The sequence below is a fragment of the Flavobacterium frigidum genome (assembly GCF_048286795.2).
On record NZ_JBLVPT020000003.1, the window covers coordinates 230,641 to 254,680 of the forward strand.

The window sequence follows — 24,040 nt, forward strand, 5'->3', positions numbered from 1 at the left end:
ACAACACAATGAAAATATTAAAATTTGGAGGTAAATCGTTATCAAATGGTGACGGATTAAATAAGGTGGTTGCCATAATAACAGACAAAATAAATCAAGGCGAAAAAATTGCAATTGTAGTTTCGGCACGTGGCAATGCAACGGATGAGTTGGAGCAAATTTTAACTCTTGCTTCTGAAAATGGAAGTTACAAACCACTTTTTGAAGAATTTAAAACCTACCAGCAAGATGTTTATGAAGCTGTTGATTTGTCTGAGGAGTTTATTATTTTAGAAAAATTGTTCGAGGGCGTAAGTCTAATTGGCGATTACAGTAAAAAAATCAAAGACCAAATTTTGTCCAAAGGCGAATTGCTTTCGGCAAAATTACTGACGGCCATCCTCATAGGAAAAGGAATCGAAGCTCGTTTTACCGATACGCGTGAATTGATAAAAACCGATGCTAAATTTGGTGATGCACAACCCTTAGAACAACTTTCAAAAAAAAATGTAATTGCTTTTTTTAAGCAAAATTCTGAAAACACGGTCAATGTAATCACGGGTTTTATAGGTTCTACGACCAATAATGATGCTACAACTCTAGGAAGAAACGGAAGTAATTACACCGCTTCGTTGATTGCGAATTATTTAAATGCCGACGAATTACAAAATTACACGCATGTAGACGGAATTTATACTGCCAATCCAGATTTAGTTGTAGATGCTAAGAAAATTGACCATCTATCGTTTAATGAGGCGAATGAGATTGCTAATTTTGGTGCCACAATTCTGCATGCCAAAACCATCATTCCGTTATTAGAAAAAAACATTCCGCTTCGAATTTTAAATACTTTCAATCATGAAAACAAAGGGACTTTAATTACTTCCAATTCTAACAAGGAAGGAATTAAAACGCTTTCGGTTCTTGAAAATGTGGCTTTGGTAAATCTAGAAGGAAGAGGTTTGCTGGGTAAAACAGGCGTCGATGCTCGAATTTTTAGAGTAATGGGCGACAATAATATCAGTGTGAGTATCATTTCGCAGGGTTCATCAGAGCGCGGAATAGGTTTGATTGTGGCTGCTGACAAAGCTACTACAGCCATGATTGAATTGGAAAAGGAATTCGAAAATGATTTCTATTCGAAAGATGTAAATAAAATAACCGTCGCTGATGATGTGGCTGTCATCTCCATTATCGGGCAGGATTTAAGCACGTTTCACAAACCTTATACCGCTTTAATTAAAAATAAAATAGTTCCGATTCTTTTCAACAATACGGTGACGGGTAAGAATGTGAGTTTGGTTGTTAAAAAATCACAATTGCACAAAGCCTTGAATGTGATTCACGGGGAGATTTTTGGCGTAGCCAAGAAAATAAATATTGCTGTTTTTGGTCACGGTTTGGTGGGTGGTACTTTGATTAATCAAATTTTAGAATCGGCTGCAGCCATCGAAAAAAGAAAAGACATCAAATTGAATGTATTTGCTATTGCTAATTCAAGTAACGTGCTCTTGAATAAAAACGGCGTGACACCCAACTGGAAAAACGAGATTCAAACCAACGGATTCTCGTATACTATTGATGATGTAATTGCTTACGCAAATGAGCATCATTTAGAGAATTTAATCGCCATTGATAACACTGCAAGCGCAGATTTTGTTACGAATTACATTTCGTTAGTTGAAAACAGTTTCGATTTGATTTCGTCAAACAAAGTAGCCAATACGTTGAGTTATAGTTTTTATAAAAAATTGCGAAAAGTTCTGGCAGAAAACCAAAAGACGTATCTTTATGAAACCAATGTTGGAGCAGGTTTGCCGTTGATTGATACCATTAAATTGTTGCACCTTTCTGGCGAAAATATCACAAAGATTAAAGGCGTTTTCTCGGGAACATTGAGTTATTTGTTCAATAATTTTTCGGCCAAAGATGCGCCGTTTAGCGAAATTTTGAAAGAAGCCATCGATAACGGCTATACCGAGCCAGATCCAAGAGAGGATTTATGCGGAAATGATGTAGGACGAAAATTATTGATTTTGGCTAGAGAACTAGACTTGCAAAATGAGTTTGAAGAAATTGCGATTCAAAATTTAATTCCAGAACATTTGCGTAGTGGAGATGTGGGAGAGTTTTTGAATAAATTGACGGAGTTTGATCCTATTTATGCAAAAATAAAAGCCGATCAAAAGCCCAATCACGTCTTGCGTTACATAGGCGAATTATCAGGTGATTTGCAAAATGACAAAGGAAATCTAGAAGTGAAATTAGTTTCGGTGCCATCAGATACGGCTTTGGGCGGATTGAAAGGTTCGGATTCTTTCTTCGAAATTTACACTGAATCGTACGGAGACCGACCAATTGTAATTCAAGGAGCTGGCGCAGGATCAGCAGTAACAGCAAGAGGTGTTTTTGGTGATATTCTGAGGTTGTCGGATAAGGGGTAAAAGAGTATTCAGTGTTCAGTTTTTAGTGAACAGATTTCAGTAATTAGTTTTAAAATAAAAATCCGTTGAATCCGCGTTTGAAAATCCGCGTCATCAGCGTTCAAAAAAGATAACAATGAAAATAACATTAAACAGAGTAAACGACAATTTCCATTTCGAATTAAAAAACGAAAGAGGGCATCTAGTAAACGTAGACAGCCGTCCTGAGTATGGAGGAAATGATATGGGCGCCAGTCCGATGGAATTAGTATTGATGGGAGTTGCGGGGTGTAGCGCCATTGATATGATTTCGATTTTGAAAAAGCAACGTCAAGAAATCACGTCTTTCAAAGCTGAGGTTGAGGGAGAGCGCGTACAAGTTGGAGAAGCAAAACCTTTTAAAAATATCCATGTGGTGTTTTATTTAGAAGGTGAAATTAAGGAAGATAAAGCCGCAAAAGCCGCACAACTTTCTTTTGAAAAATATTGTTCGGTTTCCAAAACATTAGAACCAACAGCAACCATACATTACAAAGTAGTTTTGAACGGAAGCCCCCTAACCCCCGAAGGGGGAACCAGTAATAGTTAATGAAACAATTTTAATTATCAATTTTCCGACTTCGGCTCCCTCTCCTTCGGGGAGGGTTGGGGTGGGGATAATATTATACACTATGAATAATTCAGAATTTGGTTTCGAAACCCAAGCCATACGCAATCAGTTAGAAAGAACACAATATTTAGAGCATTCGGTGCCATTGTACCTCACGTCTAGTTTTGTATTTGAGGATGCCGAAGACATGCGTGCCTCATTTGCAGAGGAAAAAGACAGGAATATTTACAGCCGATATAGCAACCCAAACAACAACGAATTTATTAGCAAAGTATGCGCTATGGAAGGTGCTGCAGCTGGTTTTGCCTTTGCATCAGGTATGGCAGCGGTGTATTCCACTTTGGCTGCGTTATTAAATTCTGGAGATCACATTGTTTCTTCGAGCAGTGTTTTTGGTGCAACGCACTCGTTGTTTATTAATTATTTTCCAAAATGGAACATACAAACCTCGTATTTTGACATCAATCAACCTGAGACTATTGAAGGTTTGATTACGCCAGATACAAAAATTCTATTTGCAGAGTCTCCAACCAATCCTGCTGTTGATATTATTGATTTGGAATTGCTAGGAAATATTGCCAAAAAGCACAATATAATTTTAATTATTGACAACTGTTTTGCAACGCCTTATTTGCAGCAACCAATAAAATGGGGAGCACATTTAGTGGTGCATTCGGCTACCAAATTAATGGACGGTCAAGGTAGAGTTTTGGGCGGAATAACTGTTGGTGATACTGATCTTATTCAGAAAATCTATTTGTTTTCGCGACTTACAGGACCTTCTTTATCTCCGTTTAATGCGTGGGTATTGTCTAAAAGTTTAGAGACTTTAGCCATTCGATTGGACAGACATTGTGAGAACGCATTGAAAGTAGCGGAGTTTTTAGAAAATCATCCTCAGGTGAATAAAGTCAAATATCCTTTTTTGAAATCGCATCCTCAATATGAAATTGCACAAAAGCAAATGAAGTTGGGCGGCAATATTGTTGCTTTTGAAATAAAAGGAGGATTAGAAGCTGGAAGAGCTTTCTTAGATAAAATTAAATTGTGTTCGCTTTCGCCAAATTTAGGCGATACGAGAACTATTGTTACGCATCCAGCCTCTACAACACACAGTAAATTGTCTGTTGATGAACGTTTGGCGGTTAGTATTACCGATGGTTTGGTGCGTGTTTCTGTTGGATTAGAAACCGTAACTGATGTAATTGCCGATTTGGAGCAGGCGCTTTCGTAAGATTTCAGATTTGGGATTAACGATTTTAGATTGTAGATTTGGTGTTGGTTTATAGATTTAAAAGTAAATCGAACAGTTTTCGTTTACTCAAAAATCAAAATTCGTTAAACCTAAATCTTATATCTTTTTAAATGCTCTCAAAAAAAACAAAATACGGAATAAAAGCACTTACTTTTTTGGCCCGCCAAAAAGACCAAACTCCTGTTGCGATTGCTGATATTGCCAAGTCTGAGAATATCTCACTCAAATTTTTAGAGAGTATTTTACTGTTGTTGCGCCATTCTGGATTTTTAGGAGCCAAAAAAGGAAAAGGCGGTGGTTATTACTTGATAAAAGCGCCACAAGAGATTAATATGGCACATGTATACCGTATTCTTGAGGGACCAATTGCATTACTTCCTTGTGCCAGCCACAATTTTTACGAGCCTTGTATCGATTGTACAGATGAAGCTACGTGCGCAGTACGTAAGTTGATGACCGAAGTGCGAGACAATACACTTATGATATTGGAAAACAACACACTTGCAGATATCGCTTTTTAGACAATTTATCACAAAATAAATTTTGTAGTTATTTTAAATTCTTTACTTTTGCATATTAATCTACTATTCCTATAGGGTAATAGATTTAAATAAAAAACCAGTTGAAAATTGAAAAAGCATGAGCAAAGAAATGAGAGAGAATAATGGTGCTGTAAGAATTGAAACATCCTTCAAAGAACGTTTATGGGTTGTAATTCCGGTAGTGTTATTAGTGGGATTGCTTTCAACATTAGTTTACAATCACCATGCTGAATTTTCTTGGAATGGTTTTGTAGCTGGGTTTGATTCAGAATTTGTAATCTTTTTTGCAATAGGAATTTTTGCGCAACTAGTAGATGGAACATTAGGAATGGGCTATGGAGCAACATCAACTTCTTTTTTATTGGCTTATGGTGTGCCTCCCGTGGTAAGTAGTACTGGAGTGCATGTCGCTGAGATGTTTACCACCGGAGTTTCTGCTATATCGCATCATAAATTTGGAAATATAAATAAAAAATTAGTCCGACACCTATTGATACCTGGTGTTTTAGGTTCGATAACCGGAGCGTATTTGCTGTCTGATGTAATTGATGGAGATGTGATCAAGCCATTTATTGCTTTGTATATGATTGGGTTGGCAGTGATAATTATTAGGAAAGCAATGCAAAAAAATATCATCAAAAAGAAAACGAAGCGCTTGGGCATATTAGCCACTTTCGGTGGTTTTATGGATGCTGTGGGCGGTGGCGGCTGGGGTCCTATTGTGACTTCCACTTTATTAGGTCGTGGCAGGAACCCAAGATATACTATCGGATCTGTAAATGCGGCGGAGTTTGCAGTAGCTTTTGCAAGTGGTGTAACGTTTATGCTTTTTGGAGGAATCCAAGGATGGCAAGTGATTATAGGATTAATTTTAGGAGGTGTTATTGCCGCACCGATAGCTGCTTTATTAGTCAATAAAATTAAAAGACAACCGATGATGATTTTGGTTGGAATTTTAATTATTATTTTAAGTTTAAGAACATTATCAAAATTATTATAATGAGTACAGCAATTACAACGGCTTTATTAGAAAAAACAGCAGCTTTTTCTTTGGAAGAAACATTATCTTTTTTGTCAGTAACGTATAAGGATAAAGTAATTTTCTCTACATCATTTGGTCAAGAGGATCAAGTTATAACGGACTTAATTGGTTCAAATCATTTTCCAATTTCCATCTTTACCTTGGACACTGGCAGATTATTTCAAGAGACCTATGATGTTTTTCATAAAACAGTTACTAAGTACACTTTAAACATTAAAACCTACTTTCCAGAAACAACAGCAGTTGAGGAATTAGTAAATAGTAAAGGACCTAATAGTTTCTACGAATCGGTAGAGAATAGAAAAGAATGTTGTTCCATTCGTAAAGTAGTGCCTTTGCGCAAAGCATTACAAGGAAATGCAATTTGGATAACTGGTTTGAGAGCAGAGCAATCCGAAAACAGAAATGATTTGGCACTTTTTGAATACGATTCCAACTTTGATATTATCAAATTCAATCCTTTGTTAAAATGGACTTTGCAGGAAGTGGAAGATTATTTAGAACAAAATAATGTGCCACAAAATGCATTACACAAAAAAGGGTTTGTAAGCATCGGTTGTGCACCGTGCACGAGAGCCATCACTCCAGATGAAGACATCAGAGCCGGTCGATGGTGGTGGGAATCCAGTCATAAAGAATGCGGGTTGCACCAGAAGTAATTTTAAATTATGAATTATAAATTATAAATGATTGTTGGAATCTTTGAATTTTTCAATCACTTAAATCTTTACAATAAAAATATGAGTTCAGTATTAAAAACAAACGCTTTAGAAAGCGAAGCGATATACATTTTCAGAGAGGTAATTTCTCAGTTTGACAAACCTGTGTTGCTTTTTTCGGGTGGAAAGGATTCAATCACATTAGTGAGGTTGGCTCAAAAAGCATTTTTCCCAGCTAAAATTCCTTTTCCATTATTGCACGTAGACACTGGACATAATTTCCCAGAAACTATCGCATTTAGAGATAAATTAGTCGCTGAATTAGGATTGGAACTAATTGTGCGCAATGTACAAGACGCTATTGATCAAGGGAAAGTTGTCGAAGAAACCGGAAAATATTCTAGCAGAAACAGCTTGCAAACCACAACACTTTTAGATGCTATCGAAGAATTTAAATTTGATGCGTGTATCGGTGGAGCACGTCGTGACGAGGAAAAAGCCAGAGCCAAAGAACGTATTTTTTCGGTGCGTGATGATTTTGGTCAATGGGACGAAAAAAACCAGCGTCCTGAATTATTCGATTTGTTGAACGGAAAAATAGAGAACGGTCAAAACGTACGTGTTTTTCCAATTTCAAACTGGACCGAACTAGATGTGTGGAGTTATATCGAACAGGAGCAAATTGAAATTCCATCGATTTATTTTTCGCATAAGCGTAAAGTATTCTTACGAGATGGAATGATTTGGTCCCACTCTCCATTTGTGTACCAAGAAGAAAACGAAGAAATTGTAGAACGTATTGTTCGTTTCAGAACGGTAGGAGACATGAGTTGTACCGCAGCAGTTGATTCTTTTGCTGCAACAATTTCTGAAGTGGTGGGCGAAATTAGATCTTCAACAATTTCAGAAAGAGGCGCTAGAATTGACGACAAACGTTCAGAAGCAGCGATGGAAAAAAGAAAACAACAAGGGTATTTTTAGAATCCCCACCCCTCCCGAAGCTTCGGGACTCCCCGAAAGGAAGGGAGCCATAGCTGGATAAAAAGCAATTATTGGTTGAAGGTTTTAGAAATTAATGAAATAGATAAAAGAGTTAGTTTTAATTAAATAAATGCCAGACTCGTCTCCCTTCCCTTCGGGGAGGGTCGGGGAGGGGAAAATATAACGGTAATATGGAAGTTTTAAAAATAGCAACAGCAGGAAGTGTAGATGACGGTAAGAGTACCTTAATTGGGAGGTTGTTGTACGATACGCAATCGTTGACAACAGATAAATTAGAAGCAATAGAAAAAAGCAGCAAGCAAAAAGGATATGATTATTTAGATTTTTCTTTGGCTACGGATGGTTTAGTTGCCGAAAGAGAACAAGGAATTACCATTGATGTGGCGCATATATATTTTTCGACAGCCAAGAAAAGTTATATTATTGCTGATACGCCTGGCCATGTAGAGTATACGCGAAACATGGTTACCGGAGCTTCAACTTCGCAAGTGTCAATCATTTTAATTGATGCTCGTAAAGGCGTAATTGAGCAAACCTACCGCCACTTTTTTATCAATAATTTATTGAGAGTAAAAGAGGTTATTGTGGCGATTAATAAAATGGATTTGGTGGATTATTCAGAAGAAGTTTTTAATAAAATCAAAGCGGATTTTGAAGCCTTAAATGCTAAAAGTACGTTCAAAGAACAAAACGTAAGTTACATTCCGTTAAGTGCTTTGACAGGTGATAATGTAGTAGAATCATTAGGCGGAATGCCATGGTACCAAGGACAGACGGTCTTACAACATTTGGAAGCTTTAGAGCCAGCTGATGTGTTCGAAAAAGGAAAAGCGCGTTTCCCCGTTCAAACCGTAATCCGACCAAAAACCGAAGAATACCACGATTTTAGAGGCTATGCTGGAAAACTGTATGGTAATAATATCAAAGTAGGTGATGCTGTAACGGTGCTACCTTCTTTAACAGAATCAGTGGTGACTAATATTCATTTTTTTGACAAGCAATTTGCGGAAGCAGCTGTGGGTTCTTCAATCACAATTGAATTAGAAAATGATATCAATGTGACCAGAGGCGACATGATTGTAAAATCATCTGAATTGCCAACAGTAGAGAAAGACATCAACACCACCGTATGCTGGATGGACAGTAAAAAGTTAGTTCCTGGTGCCAAATATTTTGTACAACACAATACAAACAGAGTTTTAGCTAAGATTGACAGTGTGAAAAATGTGATTGCAACTGATTTCTCAGGAACTACAGAAGCCTCTCAACTAGCCATCAATGAAATTGGAGAAGTGAACATCAAATTAAGCAAAGCTATTTATTTTGATGCGTTCAACGAAAATAAATCAAACGGGGCCTTCATCTTAATTGATGCAACAACCAACACAACAGCAGGAGTAGGATTTATAAAATAGTCCTCACCCTTCCCGAAGCTTCAGGACTCTCCGAAGGAGAGGGGTACTAGAATAGAAAATAGAAGCGATTAAATTATAATATAACATTCCCAGTTTCGGCTCCCTCCCTTTCGGGGAGGGTTGGGGAGGGGAAAAACAATAATGTATGGAAAGTTTTAGAACCGAAATTGAAGATCCGATTGTTCAAAAAGACATAATCGATTTAGAAAGAAAAATTGCTTTATTCCGTGACGGAAAAATTGATGACGAGCGTTTTCGTAGTCTGCGTTTAGCACGCGGCGTTTATGGGCAGCGTCAGGAAGGCGTGCAAATGATTCGTATCAAATTGCCTTTTGGTAAAGTGACTAGCGAGCAACTCGTGCGAATTACAAAAGTTTCTGATGCGTATTCAACAGGACGTTTGCACATTACAACACGTCAGGATATCCAAATTCATTATGTGAGTTTAGATAGAACACCGCAACTTTGGGCCGAACTAGAAAAAAATGATATTACCCTAAGAGAAGCTTGTGGAAACACAGTTCGAAATATTACCGCAAGCGAAACAGCAGGAATTGATCCAGAGGAACCTTTTGACGTGTCTCCGTATGCGCATGCGATGTTTCAGTTTTTCTTGAGAAATCCGGTTTGTCAAGAAATGGGACGTAAATTCAAAATGTCGTTTTCATCATCTGATAAAGATTCGGGTTTGAGTTATTTACACGATTTAGGATTTATTCCAAAAATTGTAGACGGTGTAAAAGGTTTCAAAGTAATGTTAGGTGGAGGTTTAGGTTCACAACCGAGTCATGCCGAATTGCTTACAGAGTTTATTCCGGCCAATCAAATCATTCCAACTACCGAAGGGATTTTAAGAATTTTTGACCGCTACGGCGAAAGAGCCAAACGTTTGAAAGCACGTTTGAAATTTTTATTGAAAGAAATAGGGAAAGACGAGTTTTTACGATTGGTAGACGAAGAGAAAAAAGCCTTGTCACTGCATACAGTCGAAATTGACACCACTGCTTTTGAGGGAGCTATTGCAGCGCCATTTTTAGAAGTTCCAAAAGTCGAAATTGAAGATACAGCAGCTTTCGATGCTTGGAAAAAATCAAATGTAATTCCGCAAAAACAAGCGGGCTATGTGGCCATCGGTATTAAAGTACAATTAGGTGATTTTTATACGGACAGAGCTAGAGCATTAGCGCATTTGATCAAAAATTATGCAGCGAACGAATTGCGTTTTACGTTGCGTCAAGATATTTTAATTCGTCACCTAAAAGAAGAAAATTTACCTTTTTTCTACCAAGAATTGGCCAAACTCGATTTTGTAAACCTAGGCTACAACAGTATTTCTGATGTGACAGCTTGTCCAGGTACCGACACCTGTAACTTAGGAATTGCAAGCAGCACTGGAATTGCAGTGGAGTTAGAACGCGTTTTAAATACTGAATATCCACAATACAGCAACAACCGCGAAATTACGATTAAAATTAGTGGTTGTATGAACGCTTGCGGGCAACACAATATGGCCGAAATTGGCTTTCAAGGAATGTCAATCAATGCGGGTAAATTAGTAGCCCCAGCCTTGCAAGTTTTATTAGGAGGAGGAAATTTAGGAAACGGAAACGGAAGATTTTCTGATAAAGTAATCAAAATTCCAAGCCGAAGAGGACCAGATGCTTTGCGATTGATCTTAAATGATTTTGAAGCCAATGCAAACGGACAATCGTTCTTGAATTATTATGACGCTCAAGGCGAAAAATATTTTTACGAATTTTTAAAACCTTTGGCGGATATAACGAATCTTACCGAAGCTGATTTTGTAGATTGGGGCAATGCTGATAATTACGTAAAAGCAGTTGGTGTAGGAGAATGTGCTGGAGTTGTGATTGATTTAGTGGCTACATTACTTCTAGAAGCAAAAGACAAATTAACGTATGCACAAGAAGCTTATGAAGAATCAAAATGGTCAGATGCCATTTACCATGCGTATGCTGGTTTTGTTAATGGTGCCAAAGCGTTATTGCTTGCCGAAAACCAGAAAACAAATCACCAAGCAGGAATCATCGATTTATTTGATACCGTTTTCGTAGAAACAAACAAAATTCAATTGCCAACAACATTGAAACAGCTAGTGTTTCAAATCAGAGATAATGAACCTACTCCAGAATTTGCTCAAAAATACAGACAAGAAGCCATTGCTTTTTTTGAAACTATAGAAGCATTTAGAGCCAAAGATCTACAAGATGAAAAATAAAAGAGAACCTCAAGTAACACTGGTAGGCGCTGGTCCGGGTGATCCGGATTTACTTACTATCAAAGGAGCAAAGGCGCTGGCTGAGGCAAATGTGGTTTTGTATGATGCCCTAGCAAATGAAGAATTATTATCCTATGCTCCTAAAAAAGCACTTAAAATATTTGTGGGAAAACGAAAAGGTTCACATGAATATACACAAGAGGAAATCAATCAATTGATAGTAGATAATGCACTTACGTATGGAAATGTGGTTCGGTTAAAAGGTGGCGATCCATTTATTTTTGGTCGAGGCAGTGAAGAAATAGAGTTCGTAGAGAGTTTTGGAATCCCTACCTTTGTAGTTCCGGGTATTTCCTCATCGATTGCGGTTCCAGCTTCGCAAGGTATTTCGTTAACAAAAAGAGGCGTTTCTGAAAGTTTTTGGGTGATTACGGGAACCACTTCGGCAAGAAAATTGTCAACAGATGTTGCTTTAGCGGCACAATCTACGGCAACTGTTGTTATTTTGATGGGCATGAGTAAGTTAGATCAGATTGTAGCTTTGTTCCAAAAAGAGTCGAAAGGCGAGATGCCTGTTGCCATTATTCAAAACGGAACAACAGCAGCAGAGAAAGTAGGAATTGGCACTGTAAATACTATTCAATCAGTTGTTGCAGCTAAAAGTTTGAGTTCGCCAGCTATAATTGTTATCGGAGAAGTGGTAAGAGATGCGAAACGAAATGCTGCTTTTTACAAGGAATTAAAATCACAGCACAACCAGGTTTTGGCTTATGGAAAAGAATGAGTTATATCCCATCTTTTTGAAACTACACAATCTTAACACTCTAATTGTGGGTGGTGGAAATGTGGGATTAGAAAAGTTGTCTTTTTTGTTAAAATCGAGTCCAAACGCTATTGTTGAGGTAGTCGCACCTCGATTTTTACCCGAATTAGAGACTTTGGCGTCAAGCCATGAATCAGTAAAACTGACGTACAAAAAGTTCAATCGCTGGATGCTTCGTAAACGCCACATGGTCATTGCTTGTACCGATGACTTGAAAGTGAACAAACGGATTTATGATTTGTCTGGAAAAAGATTTTTAATTTGCAATATCGCGGATACCCCACCACTGTGTGATTATTATCTAGGGGGAATTGTCACAAAAGGCCATGTGAAAATTGCGATTTCTACAAACGGAAAATCACCTACAACAGCCAAGCGATTGCGCGAGTTTTTTGAAGAAGTTATTCCAGAAGACATCAATGCAATGGTCGAAAATTTGAATGAATATCGCAAAACGTTGAAAGGAAATTTTGAAGAGAAAGTTCAAAAAATGAATGAAATAACAGCAACATTGAAAGGTCTTTAAAAATAGATTGATAATAGCTATACTTCAAAAAATACTAAAAACTAACTTGTACTAGTTCTTAATAATACTTTTTCGTTTTTTTTGATAATGATAATAATGATATTTGCATTGAATTAATATTCAGGCATTTTTTTTGAAAAATAGTAAATAAAATAACACTTTCCTTGAATTACATTGTTGGAAATTTAAGGACTAATTAAAACAAAATGATTAAAACAGACATACTAATTATTGGAGCAGGACCTACAGGTTTATTTGCAGTATTTGAAGCAGGATTATTAAAATTAAAATGCCATATTCTAGATGCCTTACCACAAGCAGGCGGACAGTTATCTGAGTTGTATCCTAAAAAACCTATTTATGATATTCCTGGATTTCCAGAAGTATTGGCTGGCGATTTAGTAGATAATTTAATGGAGCAAATTAAGCAGTTCGAACCGGGATTTACCTTGGGAGAACGTGCCGAAACAATAGAAAAACAAGAAGATGGTACGTTTATCGTAACTTCAAACAAAGGTAAAAAATTCCATGCTCCTGTCATTGCTATCGCAGGTGGACTTGGAAGTTTTGAACCAAGAAAACCATTGATTGAGGATATCGAATTTTACGAGGACAAAGGAATCAAGTATTTCATTAAAAATCCAGAAAAATTCAGAGATAAAAAAGTAGTAATCGCTGGAGGTGGCGATTCGGCGCTAGATTGGAGTATATTCTTGTCTAATGTAGCTTCAGAAGTAACTTTGATTCACCGTCGCAACGAGTTTCGTGGTGCTTTAGATTCTGTAGAAAAAGTTCAGGAATTGAAAAATTCTGGTAAAATAAAAATGATTACTCCGGGAGAAGTTGTGGGATTGAAAGGTGCAGAACATCTTGAAGCGGTTGTAGTCGAGGAAAACGGCGCACAACGCACCATCGAAACCGATTATTTTATTCCGCTTTTTGGTCTTACGCCAAAGTTAGGTCCTATCGGCGACTGGGGATTGGAAATCGAAAAAAATGCCATAAAAGTCAATAATTCTTTGGATTACCAAACCAATATTCCGGGAATATTCGCCATCGGTGACGTAAATACCTATCCGGGGAAACTGAAATTGATTCTTTGCGGATTCCACGAAGCCACTTTAATGTGTCAGGCAGCGTACCAAATCATTAATCCAGGCAAGCGTTATGTTTTGAAATATACTACTGTTTCTGGCGTAGATGGTTTTGATGGTACACGTAAAGAAGCTCCAAAAGCTGTAGTGAAAGCCATAGTCTAAAAAGGTGCTGAGATACAAAGGTTCTAGGTTGCGAAGGTTGATTAAAATCTTTGCAATTAAGAACCTTTGTATTTAAACGTTTTGCAACAAACTCCGCTAGAAACTTTAAAAAAAAACTTGCAATTGTTAGCGCTTTGTCTTTTCTTTGCAGTGTTCCTATATTTATTGAAAGTTATCACGAAAGGCGGAGGGAAAGACCCAATGAAACCTTAGCAACCCTTTATTTTTTAAAGAAGGTGCTACATTCTACTTTATACAACCAGTATCAAAGATAGATAACACAAGAATACTTCTACAGTATTTCTCAAACCTTTTCTTGACAACGTATCGATTTTTTTTAGAGCAGATTAATGGCGCTTTTCAGTCATTATCGTTCCTGCTGTACGCTATATCTTTTTATTCGCCGAAAAAAGGCGAATAAAAAGGATGCCGCTACCATCAGGGCTAAAAAGAAAAATCTGGGAACTTTTGGAAATAGTAATCAAAAGTAAAAATCACCATTTCAAATTGTGATTTACAAGAAATAAAAAGTTATGTCAAGCATTCACGAAGCCATTACAAAAAACATACTCATCCTTGATGGAGCTATGGGAACTATGTTGCAACGGTACAATTTCTCCGAAGAAGATTTTAGAGGAGAACGTTTCAAGGATTTTCCGCATTCGCTAAAAGGAAACAACGATTTATTGTCGCTCACTCAACCACAAGCAATAAAAGACGTTCATGCCGCTTATTTTGACGCTGGAGCTGATATTGTTGAAACCAATACCTTCTCAGGAACCACCATCGGTATGGCTGATTACCATCTTGAAGAATATGTGTATGAATTGAACTATGAGTCGGCGAAATTGGCCCGTGAAGTAGCTGATGAATTTACCGCCAAAAATCCAGACAAACCTCGTTTTGTAGCGGGTTCCATTGGTCCTACGAACAGAACAGCAAGCATGTCACCAGATGTAAACGATCCAGGATACAGAGCCGTAACTTTTGATGATTTGCGCATCGCGTACAAGCAACAAGTAGAAGCGCTTATGGATGGCGGTTGCGATTTACTTTTGGTAGAAACTATTTTTGATACCTTAAATGCCAAAGCCGCGCTTTTTGCCATTGAAGAAGTAAAAGACGAACGCAATCTTGATATTCCTATTATGGTTTCAGGAACGATAACCGATGCTTCTGGCAGAACACTTTCGGGACAAACGGTAGAGGCTTTCTTAGTTTCGGTATCGCACATACCATTGTTGAGTGTAGGTTTCAATTGCGCACTTGGTGCCGATTTATTGAAACCCTATTTGAAAACGCTTGCACAAAACACAGTTTTCAACGTATCTGCGCATCCTAATGCAGGATTGCCTAACGCTTTTGGTGAATACGATGAAACACCGGAACAAATGCAAGCTTTTATCAAAGAATATCTCGATGATAATTTAGTAAACATTATAGGCGGGTGTTGCGGAACAACACCGGCACACATCAAGTTAATTGCCGATATCGCCAAGGAATACAAACCGAGGGTTTCGACTGCGGTGATGTAGTTTTAACTGAAAATGTTAATGATTTTACTTAAATTATGAAGATTTAAATATTTTTATACCATAAATATATTAAAGAATAAGAAAGATGAACATATTGAAATATTTAAAGTTTTTTTTTAATGTTAAAACTACAAGTAAGCCGAAAGAAATTTTAAGACTTGAGAAAATTTATAAGATTACAATTGAGGAACACACTGAAGGACATATAAATTCGATAGATAATAATAATAGGTATTTATTAGATATCAATAGAAATGTAATTGGATTAAATCTACGGAGAAATAAAATAAACAAAATACAAGGTTTTGAAAGTTTTACCGAGTTAATTAATTTAATTCTGGATGAAAATCAAATTACTAAAATAGAAGGGTTAGGGAAATTAACAAAACTTCGATTTATTAGTCTTGATAGTAATAATATTGAAAAAATTGAAGGGCTTGATTCAAATATAAATTTGAATGAAATTACGTTATTTAATAATAAAATAAAAAAGATTGAAAACTTACAAAATCTGAGAAAGTTAAAAGTTTTGTATTTGTTTAATAATGAAATCACTAAAATAGAGGGTTTAGATGATTTAAGAAATCTTGAAGAATTATATTTATCTGACAATCAAATATGTAAGTTAGAAGGTTTAGAAAACCTTGTTAGTTTGAAAGAATTATGGATGAGTAATAATAAGATATCAAAAATAGATTGTTTAGAAAATCAGTCACAATTAACTAAATTGTATTTAGGCCATAATTATATCTCCAAAATTGAAAACTTAAATAATTTAATTTCTCTAAATAGTTTGGATTTGAGCTCAAATAAAATAAAACAAATTCAAATCTTGCCAAGTTTAAAAAACTTAGTAAATTTTGAAATTAGAGATAATTTAATAGAAAAATACAGCAAAATTCTCAATGAAAATAAGACTGGTAAATTTGTTGTTAGAAAGATAGTTTATTTGCACTCAGGTGAATCTTATTATGTTGACGAGGGTGAATTAGGGTTAATGGTTGGTAGATTTGATACTATTGAAAAAGCATTAGACGGAAGAACTAAGGCTGATACTTTATCAATAATAAATTTAGCGGGAAAAAATGTAGTTGATTTTATATATGGTTGTGATAATTATGATGAAGTTTTTTTGAGCTTACAAGATTATTATAAATCAGAGTTTGGAATAGAATTAATAAATCAATATTATTTTAATTTCCCTGATGAAATAAGTTACGAACAAGCTAAAACATTTAATGAATTACTTCCCATTACTTTTCATGAGATTAATAATTGTTTAGAATTTGAAGATTTGGATGTAGAGAAATTTAATGAAGAAAGAGATGACTCAAATGAGTTTTAAGTGATTGTTGTGGCCTAAAGCTAGCGCAAGCGTCCCGCTAGTGCACACAATATAGGCAGGAAAAGATTTTTAAGAAAAAAGAATAAGCACGAGCGTGACGCTCGCGCAAGCAGCAGAGCAATTTGTTTAGATTCTTCGTTCCTCAGAATGACAAAATTAAAGAATAAAGAAACGGAAGAATCAATAAAAAAAGAAGAGTTGTTAGCACAATGCCCGCGTGAGGGATAGTAGTGGCATCCTTTTGTGAAGCGATAGCGGAACAAAAGATATAGCGTATAGCCCGTTCGCCGCGGCGAACACGCCCAAATAATAAAAAAACAAGTTACTCCAACACGGTTTTTGAAACCCTGCAGGAACAAATACAATAGAAAATGGCAGTAGCAGAGAAAAGAAGAAACTTAATTTTATCAGGATTAGAGCCCTTAATAATTACACCCGAAAGTGTTTTTGTGAACGTAGGGGAACGGACTAATGTGACGGGTTCGCGAAAATTTCTTCGATTGATTAAGGAAGAGAAATACGATGAGGCGCTTGAAATTGCACGGGAGCAAGTAGATGGTGGTGCCCAAATCATTGATATTAATATGGATGAGGGATTGCTCGATGGAGTGTATGCCATGACAAAATTCCTGAATTTAATTGCTGCAGAACCAGATATTTCTCGTGTGCCGATTATGATTGATAGCTCAAAATGGGAAATCATTGAGGCGGGCTTGAAGGTGGTACAAGGGAAAAGTGTGGTAAATTCTATTTCGCTCAAGGAAGGCGAGGAAGCTTTTATTGCACATGCTAAATTGATAAAACGGTACGGTGCTGCTGTAATTATCATGGCTTTTGACGAGAAAGGTCAGGCAGATAATTACGAGCGTCGCATAGAAATATGCCAACGCTCGTATGACATTATGGTGCACAAAGTGGGTTTTCCTCCGCAGGATATTATTTTTGATTTGAATGTTTTTCCAGTAGCGACAGGAATGGAAGAACACCGACTGAATGCTTTGGATTTCTTTAGAGGGACTAAATGGGTACGCGAAAATTTACCGCACGCACACATAAGTGGCGGAGTAAGTAATGTGTCGTTTTCGTTTAGAGGGAATGATACTGTTCGAGAAGCGATGCATTCGGTTTTCTTGTATCATGCGATCCAAAACGGAATGACGATGGGGATTGTAAACCCAGAAATGCTATCGATTTATGACGATATTCCAAAAGATTTATTGGAACATGTTGAGGATGTAATTCTGGATCGACGCGATGACGCCACGGAACGATTGCTTGATTTTGCTGAGAATGTTAAGGGTTCCGACTCCCCTCTACTTCGGAGAGGGGCTGGGGGTGAGGCTGAATGGCGATCAGGAACGGTGCAAGAACGAATTACGCATTCGCTTGTAAAAGGGGTCGATCAATTTATTGAAGAAGATGTTGAGGAAGCACGACAAGCTGCTATAAAACCGATCGAAGTTATTGAAATCAATTTGATGACTGGTATGAATGTAGTGGGCGATTTATTTGGCTCAGGAAAAATGTTTTTGCCACAAGTAGTAAAATCGGCTCGTGTGATGAAAAAAGCAGTGGCGTATCTACTTCCATACATAGAAGCCGCTAAGCAAGTTGGTGACAAGTCGGGGAACGGAAAAATCCTGATGGCTACTGTAAAAGGGGACGTTCACGATATTGGAAAAAATATTGTTTCGGTAGTTTTGGCCTGCAACAATTATGAGATTGTAGACCTTGGTGTCATGGTGCCTCCAGAGAAAATTATTGCAGCAGCCATAGAGCACAACGTAGATATTATTGGATTGAGCGGATTGATTACTCCATCGCTGGACGAAATGGTTTATCTCGCCAAGGAATTAGACAAACGTGGGCTGAAAATCCCAATAATGATTGGTGGTGCTACAACTTCTCGTGCGCATACAGCCGTAAAAATTGCACCTCAATATAGAGAAACAGTAATTCACGTAAACGATGCTTCGAGAGCCGTAACGGTTGCAGGAAGTTTATTGAATAAAGATAAAAAATTATATGCAAGCGATATTCGAGCCGAATATGATGCGTTTAGAGAAACGTTTTTGAATCGTTCGCGAGACAAGAATTTCCTGACTATTGAGCACGCGCGTAAAAATAAATTACAATTGGATTGGAAAAATTTTACTCCAAAAACTCCCAATTTTATAGGTACAAAATCTATCGCAGTCGAATTGGATGTTTTGGTTCCGTATATAGATTGGACGCCCTTTTTTAGAACTTGGCAATTATTTGGGAAATATCCGGCTATACTTACTGATGAAATTGTAGGCGAACAAGCAACAGCTGTTTTTGCAGATGCGCAACAAATGTTAGCTATTATTTTAAAGGAAAAAAAACTGACTGCTAAAGGTATTTATGGGATTTTTCCAGCCAATCAAATTAATGATGATGATATTGAATTGTATGAAGCCCCCCCCGCCCCCGAAGGGGGAGCTACTCAAATGGTAGAAAAACAGACTTGGGAAACTGCAAGTCCAGCTATATATGATAAGCTGAAAGTACGAGCAAAAGAGATGAGAAACAAACCAACAGAGGCTGAAAAAATGCTGTGGAATGTTTTGTCTAATAAAGGAGTTGAAGGTTTTAAATTTAGAAGACAACACATAATAGGAGAATTTATTGTTGATTTTGTGTGTTTAGAAAAAAAGTTAATTATTGAAGTGGATGGTTCTATTCATAACGAGCCTGAACAAATTGAACACGACAAAAACAGAACTATTTGGTTAGAATCAAAAGGATTTAAGGTTGTCAGATATACAAATCAGCAAGTTTTGAATAATTTGAATACAACTATTGTGAGTATTAGCAAAGAATTATCCGCAAACTTGGTAGTTCCCCCTTCGGGGGTTAGGGGGCTCTTTCTAACCTTGCGTCAACAATCACAAAAAACAAAAGGTGCTCCAAATATAGCTTTGTCGGATTTTATTGCTCCAAAAGACAGTAAAATAGTAGATTATATGGGCTGTTTTTGTGTAACTACAGGTTTCGGTGTAGATGAATGGGCAGCTGAATTTGAAAGAGATTTAGACGATTACAATTCAATAATGGTAAAAGCATTGGCGGACCGTTTTGCAGAGGCTTTTGCTGAATATTTACACGAGCAAATTAGAAAGAGTATTTGGGGGTATACCCCTGATGAAAACTTGAGTACAGAGGCGATGATTGATGAGGTTTACAAAGGAATTCGTCCTGCACCAGGCTATCCGGCGTGTCCCGACCATTTAGAAAAACCTACTATTTGGAAACTACTAAACGTAGCAGAAGAAATAGGAGTAACCTTGACAGAAAGTATGGCGATGTGGCCCGCTTCGTCCGTGTCAGGCTATTATTTTGCACATCCAGAAAGCAAGTATTTCGGACTGGGGAAAATAAAAGAAGATCAAGTAATTGATTACGCAAAACGTAGAAGCATTTCTACAGATAAAGCTATGAAGTGGTTAGGTCCAAATATCGCCGATTAAAATCCCCACCCAGCCTCCCCAAAGGGGAGGAGTTGAGAAAGGAATAAAAAAATTGTTCAATTAAAATTACCCGAGTTCTCCCCTCCTTTGGAGGGGTCGGGGGAGGATTATGAAAGTAACACAACACATAGAAGCAGCTAACGGAGAAACCTTATTCTCCTTTGAAATTATTCCGCCACAAAAAGGGAAAAGCATTCAGGAACTGTATGATAATATTGATCCTTTGATGGAGTTTAAACCGCCATTTATTGATGTAACTACCTCGCGTGAGGAATTTATTTATGTAGACAAAGGCAATGGTTTATTAGACAAAAAACTAACTAGAATGCGCCCTGGAACATTGGGGATTTGTGCTTCAATAAAACATAAATACAACGTAGATACTGTTCCACATGTACTTTGTGGCGGTTTCACGAAGGAAGAAACCGAATATTTATTAGTGGATTGTCATTATTTGGGAATCAATAATGTGATGGCTTTGCGTGGTGATGCTATGAAAGATGAACAATCTTTTGTCCCGAAAATGGGCGGAAATATTCACGCAATAGATTTAGTCCAACAAATCAAATTATTGAATGAAGGCAAGTATTTGCATGAAGTTATGCACGTAGACAATAAAGCTGATTTTTGTATCGGAGTTGCGGGCTATCCTGAAAAACACTTAGAATCTCCATCTTTAATTTCTGATTTGAAGAGACTGAAAGAAAAAGTAGACGGTGGCGCAGATTATGTGGTTACCCAAATGTTTTTTGACAATGCTAAGTATTTTGATTTTGTTGCTAAAGCCCGTGAAATAGGTATTACCGTTCCCATTATCCCTGGAATAAAACCGCTAGCGGTACACCGACATTTACAAATTTTGCCGCAAATTTTCCGTATTGATTTACCGGAGGATTTGATAGATGCTGTTGCGGCTTGTAAAACGAATGCTGATGTGAAACAAGTCGGAATTGAATGGGCTATTCAACAATCACTAGAGTTAAAGGCAGCAGGAGTTCCTGTTTTGCATTATTATTCGATGGGAAAATCGGAGAATATAAAACAAATAGCGAGGCAGGTTTTTTAAGAATATCAAACTCATAAAAAAAAGCTTCCAATCTTTTTAAGGCTGGAAGCTTTTTTATTGTCTTATCGTTCCGAAGAAGTAGGAACCACACTTGATGAGGTTCCTACTTTTTCAGAACGACAGAACCGAGTTTTGTGTTTTAAAAGAGTTTGTTTTTTATTCAAAAAATACTGAATACTAAAAACTGAAAACTGCTAACTATTTCGTAATCTCCCTAAAAACTGCTTCCAAGTTTTTATTCTTCTGATTGAGTTGTAAGGTTTTCAAACCATTGTTTTGAGCAAAATCAAAAACTACAGAACGCATGTCTTTATCTGATTTGAAAGTCAGTTCCCACATCATATCGTGAATGTTTACATACGAAACAAGATTTTCAATTTTAGAAATCAATTGTTCCTCAACTTGAAAATCAAATTCCACTTCAATTACTTGTTCCTTATCCTCAGAAATTAAGTTATCTAATTTTTTATCGGTTACAATTTTACCATTGTTGATGATGATAACGCGATCACAAATGGCCTCAACCTCTTGCATGATGTGCGTTGATAGAAAAACCGTTTTGTCTTTCCCTACGTTTTTAATCACATTGCGAATTTCCATCAGCTGGTTCGGATCTAAACCAGTTGTAGGTTCGTCAAGAATCAATACATTAGGATTGTGCAGTAGCGCATTTGCTAAACCTACACGCTGACGGTATCCTTTAGATAATTGTGCGATTTTTTTATGACTTTCGGTACTTAAACCAGTCAGTTGAATTACTTCTTCAATTCGAGATTTGGCTACTTTATACACATCTGCGTTAAACGCTAAATATTCACGAACATACAAATCTAAATACAACGGATTGTGCTCAGGTAAATACCCAATAGCAAGTTGTACCGCTTTCTGGTTGGTGTTTACATTATGGCCGTTTACTATGGCATCGCCTTCATCTGCATTAATATAGGTAGTCAATATTTTCATCAAAGTCGATTTTCCAGCGCCATTGGGACCCAAGAAACCAACGATTTCTCCTTTGTTAATGGAAAATGAAATGTTATCTAGTGCTTTTTGAGCACCATAGCTTTTGGATATGTTTTTTACCTCTATTGACATGATGAAATATTTGTTGCAAAAGTAAACAGAAAATCAATGAATTTGTTGTTAGACGTCCTGCTAATTCCTAAATTATTTTTTGAACAAGAGTATCTATTCACTTGCAATACGTTATAAAAAGAGAAATGAGGTTACGAATCTAGCATTTAGATTTCTATATTTACGGTACGCTAAAAAAAGAGAAATATGAAAAACCCGACTTCAAGTAGTTTCTTAAAAAATTACAACAGTATTATTTTGCTGCTCGGTGGGATTTTTGTGGGGAGTATTTTAGGTTTGGTTTTTGGAAAAGATGTTGCCGTTATTAAACCGCTCGGTGATATTTTTCTAAATTTATTATTCACCGCAATAATTCCTTTGGTGTTTTTCACCATCGCTTCTTCTATTGCCAGTTTAGAAAGGACGGAAAAGTTAGGAAAATTGTTTCTAATTGTAATCGGAGTTTTTTTATTTACGGTATTGGTTTCGGCCATCTTGATGCTTGTAGGCGTTTTGCTTTTTCCAATTCAACAAGATTTTATTCTTTCTCAGGTTCCTTTGGAAATGGTCGAAACAGGAACCGCAGGCTCGCAGATAACACAATTGCTAACAGCTAGTGATTTTTTCGAACTTTTGTCTCGAAAAAACATGTTGGCACTTATTATATTTTCATTTTTAATAGGATTTGCGTGTTTGAACTCGGGCGAAAAAGGGAAGGATTTTATTCGGTTTCTGAATTCTGGTAATGAAGTCATGAAACAATTATTAAATCTTATAATGAAAACAGCACCTATTGGTTTGGGTGCATATTTTGCCTATCAAGTTGGCATTTTTGGTCCGCAACTATTTGGAGCATACGCAAAACCATTAGGGTTGTATTATGCAGTTTGCGCTTTTTACTTTGTGGTTTTTTTTAGTTTGTATGCGTACATGGCTGGCGGAAAATTAGGGTTTAAAGTATTTTGGAAAAACAACATAACGCCTTCCTTGACGGCATTGGGAACTTGCAGTAGTATTGCAACAATCCCCGCAAATCTTGAAGGTGCTGAAAAAATCAATATTCCAGCATACATCAGGAATGTGGTAATACCGCTAGGCGCGCCACTGCATAAAGACGGTTCGAGCATGTCGTCGATCGTTAAAATAGCGGTGATTTTTGCTCTATTTGGAAAAGACCTTACGGATCCCTATACTATATTGGTTGCTTTGGGAATCACAGTTATAGTATCAGTAGTAGAAGGCGGAATCCCAAATGGTGGGTATATAGGTGAGATTTTAGCCATTTCAGTCTACGGATTTCCTATGGAGCAAGCCTTGCCCGCCGCTATGATTATAGGAACATTAGTAGACCCAATGGCTACATTGCTTAACGCCAATGGGGATTTAGTTTCGGCAATGTTAGTAACCCGCATTGCAGAGGGAAAAAAATGGTTGTGGGAGAAAGTATCTGATTAACAAAGTCTATAAATTCAGTTTGTTTTTAAAACCCAACAGATAGAACTGTTTTTATGGGTGTTTTAAAGGCTATTTATTGAACATTATACAATTAATAACCAGTTTTTTAGGGAATCTCTTTTTTGTCTAACAAAATGAACTTTTTCTTTGGGTCAAGTGTAAATTTTGCATACATTCGCAATGTAAAAAATATCAAAAAGCAATAGCATGTTGAGTAACCAATTTTATTTTAGCAATTCTTATTATTTCTTCTGGAAGGTCGAAAGGGATTGTTGTATGGTTATTTAATTCAAAAATTAA

General features: G+C 36.8%; 18 protein-coding genes and 1 riboswitch. Of the genes, 17 read left to right on the forward strand and 1 reads right to left on the reverse strand.

From position 1 onward, the window contains the following. Window positions 1-8: 8 nt before the first annotated feature. The 16 genes from thrA (at window position 9) to metF (ending at window position 21,211) form a co-directional block, all read left to right on the forward strand. Window positions 9-2,423 carry a bifunctional aspartate kinase/homoserine dehydrogenase I gene (thrA, locus tag ACNQGB_RS06195; protein ID WP_472777083.1) on the forward strand — a complete coding sequence of 805 codons (2,415 nt, stop codon included), beginning with the start codon at window positions 9-11 and terminating at the stop codon, window positions 2,421-2,423. Window positions 2,424-2,538: 115 nt separating this feature from the next. Further along, window positions 2,539-2,991 carry an OsmC family protein gene (locus tag ACNQGB_RS06200; protein ID WP_417947338.1) on the forward strand — a complete coding sequence of 151 codons (453 nt, stop codon included), beginning with the start codon at window positions 2,539-2,541 and terminating at the stop codon, window positions 2,989-2,991. A gap of 82 nt (window positions 2,992-3,073) precedes the next feature. Continuing rightward, a complete protein-coding gene (locus ACNQGB_RS06205; RefSeq protein WP_417947336.1) occupies window positions 3,074-4,246 on the forward strand; it encodes a trans-sulfuration enzyme family protein in 1,173 nt (390 codons plus the stop codon). 131 nt (window positions 4,247-4,377) lie between these two features. Then, on the forward strand, window positions 4,378-4,788 hold the full coding sequence (locus tag ACNQGB_RS06210; protein WP_309760700.1) for an RrF2 family transcriptional regulator: 411 nt from the start codon (window positions 4,378-4,380) through the stop codon (window positions 4,786-4,788). A 118-nt stretch (window positions 4,789-4,906) separates the two neighbouring features. Further along, a complete protein-coding gene (locus ACNQGB_RS06215; RefSeq protein WP_417947334.1) occupies window positions 4,907-5,809 on the forward strand; it encodes a sulfite exporter TauE/SafE family protein in 903 nt (300 codons plus the stop codon). Next, a complete protein-coding gene (locus tag ACNQGB_RS06220; RefSeq protein WP_472777084.1) occupies window positions 5,809-6,510 on the forward strand; it encodes a phosphoadenylyl-sulfate reductase in 702 nt (233 codons plus the stop codon). Before ACNQGB_RS06215 ends, ACNQGB_RS06220 begins: the two co-directional genes overlap by 1 nt. Before the next feature lie 81 nt (window positions 6,511-6,591). Then, window positions 6,592-7,491 carry a sulfate adenylyltransferase subunit CysD gene (gene cysD / locus ACNQGB_RS06225; protein ID WP_417947175.1) on the forward strand — a complete coding sequence of 300 codons (900 nt, stop codon included), beginning with the start codon at window positions 6,592-6,594 and terminating at the stop codon, window positions 7,489-7,491. A gap of 191 nt (window positions 7,492-7,682) precedes the next feature. After that, window positions 7,683-8,927 carry a sulfate adenylyltransferase subunit 1 gene (locus ACNQGB_RS06230; RefSeq protein WP_417947173.1) on the forward strand — a complete coding sequence of 415 codons (1,245 nt, stop codon included), beginning with the start codon at window positions 7,683-7,685 and terminating at the stop codon, window positions 8,925-8,927. Window positions 8,928-9,072: 145 nt separating this feature from the next. Next, window positions 9,073-11,166 (forward strand): HEPN domain-containing protein, encoded by a 2,094-nt coding sequence (locus ACNQGB_RS06235; protein WP_417947171.1) that lies wholly within the window; start codon window positions 9,073-9,075, stop codon window positions 11,164-11,166. Next, on the forward strand, window positions 11,156-11,950 hold the full coding sequence (cobA, locus tag ACNQGB_RS06240; RefSeq protein WP_417947170.1) for a uroporphyrinogen-III C-methyltransferase: 795 nt from the start codon (window positions 11,156-11,158) through the stop codon (window positions 11,948-11,950). The genes ACNQGB_RS06235 and cobA overlap by 11 nt, the downstream gene beginning before the upstream one ends. Beyond that, window positions 11,937-12,515, forward strand: coding sequence for a precorrin-2 dehydrogenase/sirohydrochlorin ferrochelatase family protein (locus tag ACNQGB_RS06245; protein ID WP_417947169.1), 579 nt, complete (start codon window positions 11,937-11,939; stop codon window positions 12,513-12,515). Before cobA ends, ACNQGB_RS06245 begins: the two co-directional genes overlap by 14 nt. A 206-nt stretch (window positions 12,516-12,721) precedes the next feature. After that, complete coding sequence (locus ACNQGB_RS06250) at window positions 12,722-13,774, forward strand: NAD(P)/FAD-dependent oxidoreductase (protein ID WP_417947168.1); 1,053 nt, start codon at window positions 12,722-12,724, stop codon at window positions 13,772-13,774. A 169-nt stretch (window positions 13,775-13,943) separates the two neighbouring features. Beyond that, window positions 13,944-14,056, forward strand: a riboswitch (SAM riboswitch). A gap of 251 nt (window positions 14,057-14,307) precedes the next feature. Then, window positions 14,308-15,309 (forward strand): homocysteine S-methyltransferase family protein, encoded by a 1,002-nt coding sequence (locus tag ACNQGB_RS06255; RefSeq protein WP_417946774.1) that lies wholly within the window; start codon window positions 14,308-14,310, stop codon window positions 15,307-15,309. An 85-nt stretch (window positions 15,310-15,394) separates the two neighbouring features. Next, on the forward strand, window positions 15,395-16,654 hold the full coding sequence (locus tag ACNQGB_RS06260; protein WP_417946773.1) for a leucine-rich repeat protein: 1,260 nt from the start codon (window positions 15,395-15,397) through the stop codon (window positions 16,652-16,654). A 371-nt stretch (window positions 16,655-17,025) separates the two neighbouring features. Continuing rightward, complete coding sequence (locus ACNQGB_RS06265) at window positions 17,026-20,145, forward strand: vitamin B12 dependent-methionine synthase activation domain-containing protein (RefSeq protein ID WP_417946772.1); 3,120 nt, start codon at window positions 17,026-17,028, stop codon at window positions 20,143-20,145. A 109-nt stretch (window positions 20,146-20,254) separates the two neighbouring features. Then, window positions 20,255-21,211 carry a methylenetetrahydrofolate reductase [NAD(P)H] gene (gene metF / locus ACNQGB_RS06270; protein ID WP_417946771.1) on the forward strand — a complete coding sequence of 319 codons (957 nt, stop codon included), beginning with the start codon at window positions 20,255-20,257 and terminating at the stop codon, window positions 21,209-21,211. A gap of 198 nt (window positions 21,212-21,409) precedes the next feature. On the opposite strand, the gene gldA is transcribed toward metF, so the two are convergent. Next, a complete protein-coding gene (gldA, locus tag ACNQGB_RS06275) occupies window positions 21,410-22,306 on the reverse strand; it encodes a gliding motility-associated ABC transporter ATP-binding subunit GldA (protein WP_417946769.1) in 897 nt (298 codons plus the stop codon). Window positions 22,307-22,492: 186 nt separating this feature from the next. Here gldA and ACNQGB_RS06280 point away from each other — a divergent pair, with 186 nt between their 5' ends. After that, window positions 22,493-23,740 (forward strand): dicarboxylate/amino acid:cation symporter, encoded by a 1,248-nt coding sequence (locus tag ACNQGB_RS06280; protein ID WP_417946767.1) that lies wholly within the window; start codon window positions 22,493-22,495, stop codon window positions 23,738-23,740. The last annotated feature ends 300 nt before the right edge of the window (window positions 23,741-24,040 follow it).

Bases quoted from the DNA above. Each gene is read 5' to 3' on its own strand.
- ACNQGB_RS06235 (WP_417947171.1), top strand. From the start codon at position 9,073: ATGGAAAGTTTTAGAACCGAAATTGAAGATCCGATTGTTCAAAAAGAC.
- ACNQGB_RS06230 (WP_417947173.1), top strand. From the start codon at position 7,683: ATGGAAGTTTTAAAAATAGCAACAGCAGGAAGTGTAGATGACGGTAAG.
- ACNQGB_RS06205 (WP_417947336.1), top strand. From the start codon at position 3,074: ATGAATAATTCAGAATTTGGTTTCGAAACCCAAGCCATACGCAATCAG.
- ACNQGB_RS06215 (WP_417947334.1), top strand. From the start codon at position 4,907: ATGAGCAAAGAAATGAGAGAGAATAATGGTGCTGTAAGAATTGAAACA.
- cysD (WP_417947175.1), top strand. From the start codon at position 6,592: ATGAGTTCAGTATTAAAAACAAACGCTTTAGAAAGCGAAGCGATATAC.
- cobA (WP_417947170.1), top strand. From the start codon at position 11,156: ATGAAAAATAAAAGAGAACCTCAAGTAACACTGGTAGGCGCTGGTCCG.
- ACNQGB_RS06250 (WP_417947168.1), top strand. From the start codon at position 12,722: ATGATTAAAACAGACATACTAATTATTGGAGCAGGACCTACAGGTTTA.
- thrA (WP_472777083.1), top strand. From the start codon at position 9: ATGAAAATATTAAAATTTGGAGGTAAATCGTTATCAAATGGTGACGGA.
- ACNQGB_RS06255 (WP_417946774.1), top strand. From the start codon at position 14,308: ATGTCAAGCATTCACGAAGCCATTACAAAAAACATACTCATCCTTGAT.
- ACNQGB_RS06265 (WP_417946772.1), top strand. From the start codon at position 17,026: ATGGCAGTAGCAGAGAAAAGAAGAAACTTAATTTTATCAGGATTAGAG.
- ACNQGB_RS06280 (WP_417946767.1), top strand. From the start codon at position 22,493: ATGAAAAACCCGACTTCAAGTAGTTTCTTAAAAAATTACAACAGTATT.
- ACNQGB_RS06210 (WP_309760700.1), top strand. From the start codon at position 4,378: ATGCTCTCAAAAAAAACAAAATACGGAATAAAAGCACTTACTTTTTTG.
- ACNQGB_RS06245 (WP_417947169.1), top strand. From the start codon at position 11,937: ATGGAAAAGAATGAGTTATATCCCATCTTTTTGAAACTACACAATCTT.
- ACNQGB_RS06200 (WP_417947338.1), top strand. From the start codon at position 2,539: ATGAAAATAACATTAAACAGAGTAAACGACAATTTCCATTTCGAATTA.
- gldA (WP_417946769.1), bottom strand. From the start codon at position 22,306: ATGTCAATAGAGGTAAAAAACATATCCAAAAGCTATGGTGCTCAAAAA.
- metF (WP_417946771.1), top strand. From the start codon at position 20,255: ATGAAAGTAACACAACACATAGAAGCAGCTAACGGAGAAACCTTATTC.
- ACNQGB_RS06260 (WP_417946773.1), top strand. From the start codon at position 15,395: ATGAACATATTGAAATATTTAAAGTTTTTTTTTAATGTTAAAACTACA.
- ACNQGB_RS06220 (WP_472777084.1), top strand. From the start codon at position 5,809: ATGAGTACAGCAATTACAACGGCTTTATTAGAAAAAACAGCAGCTTTT.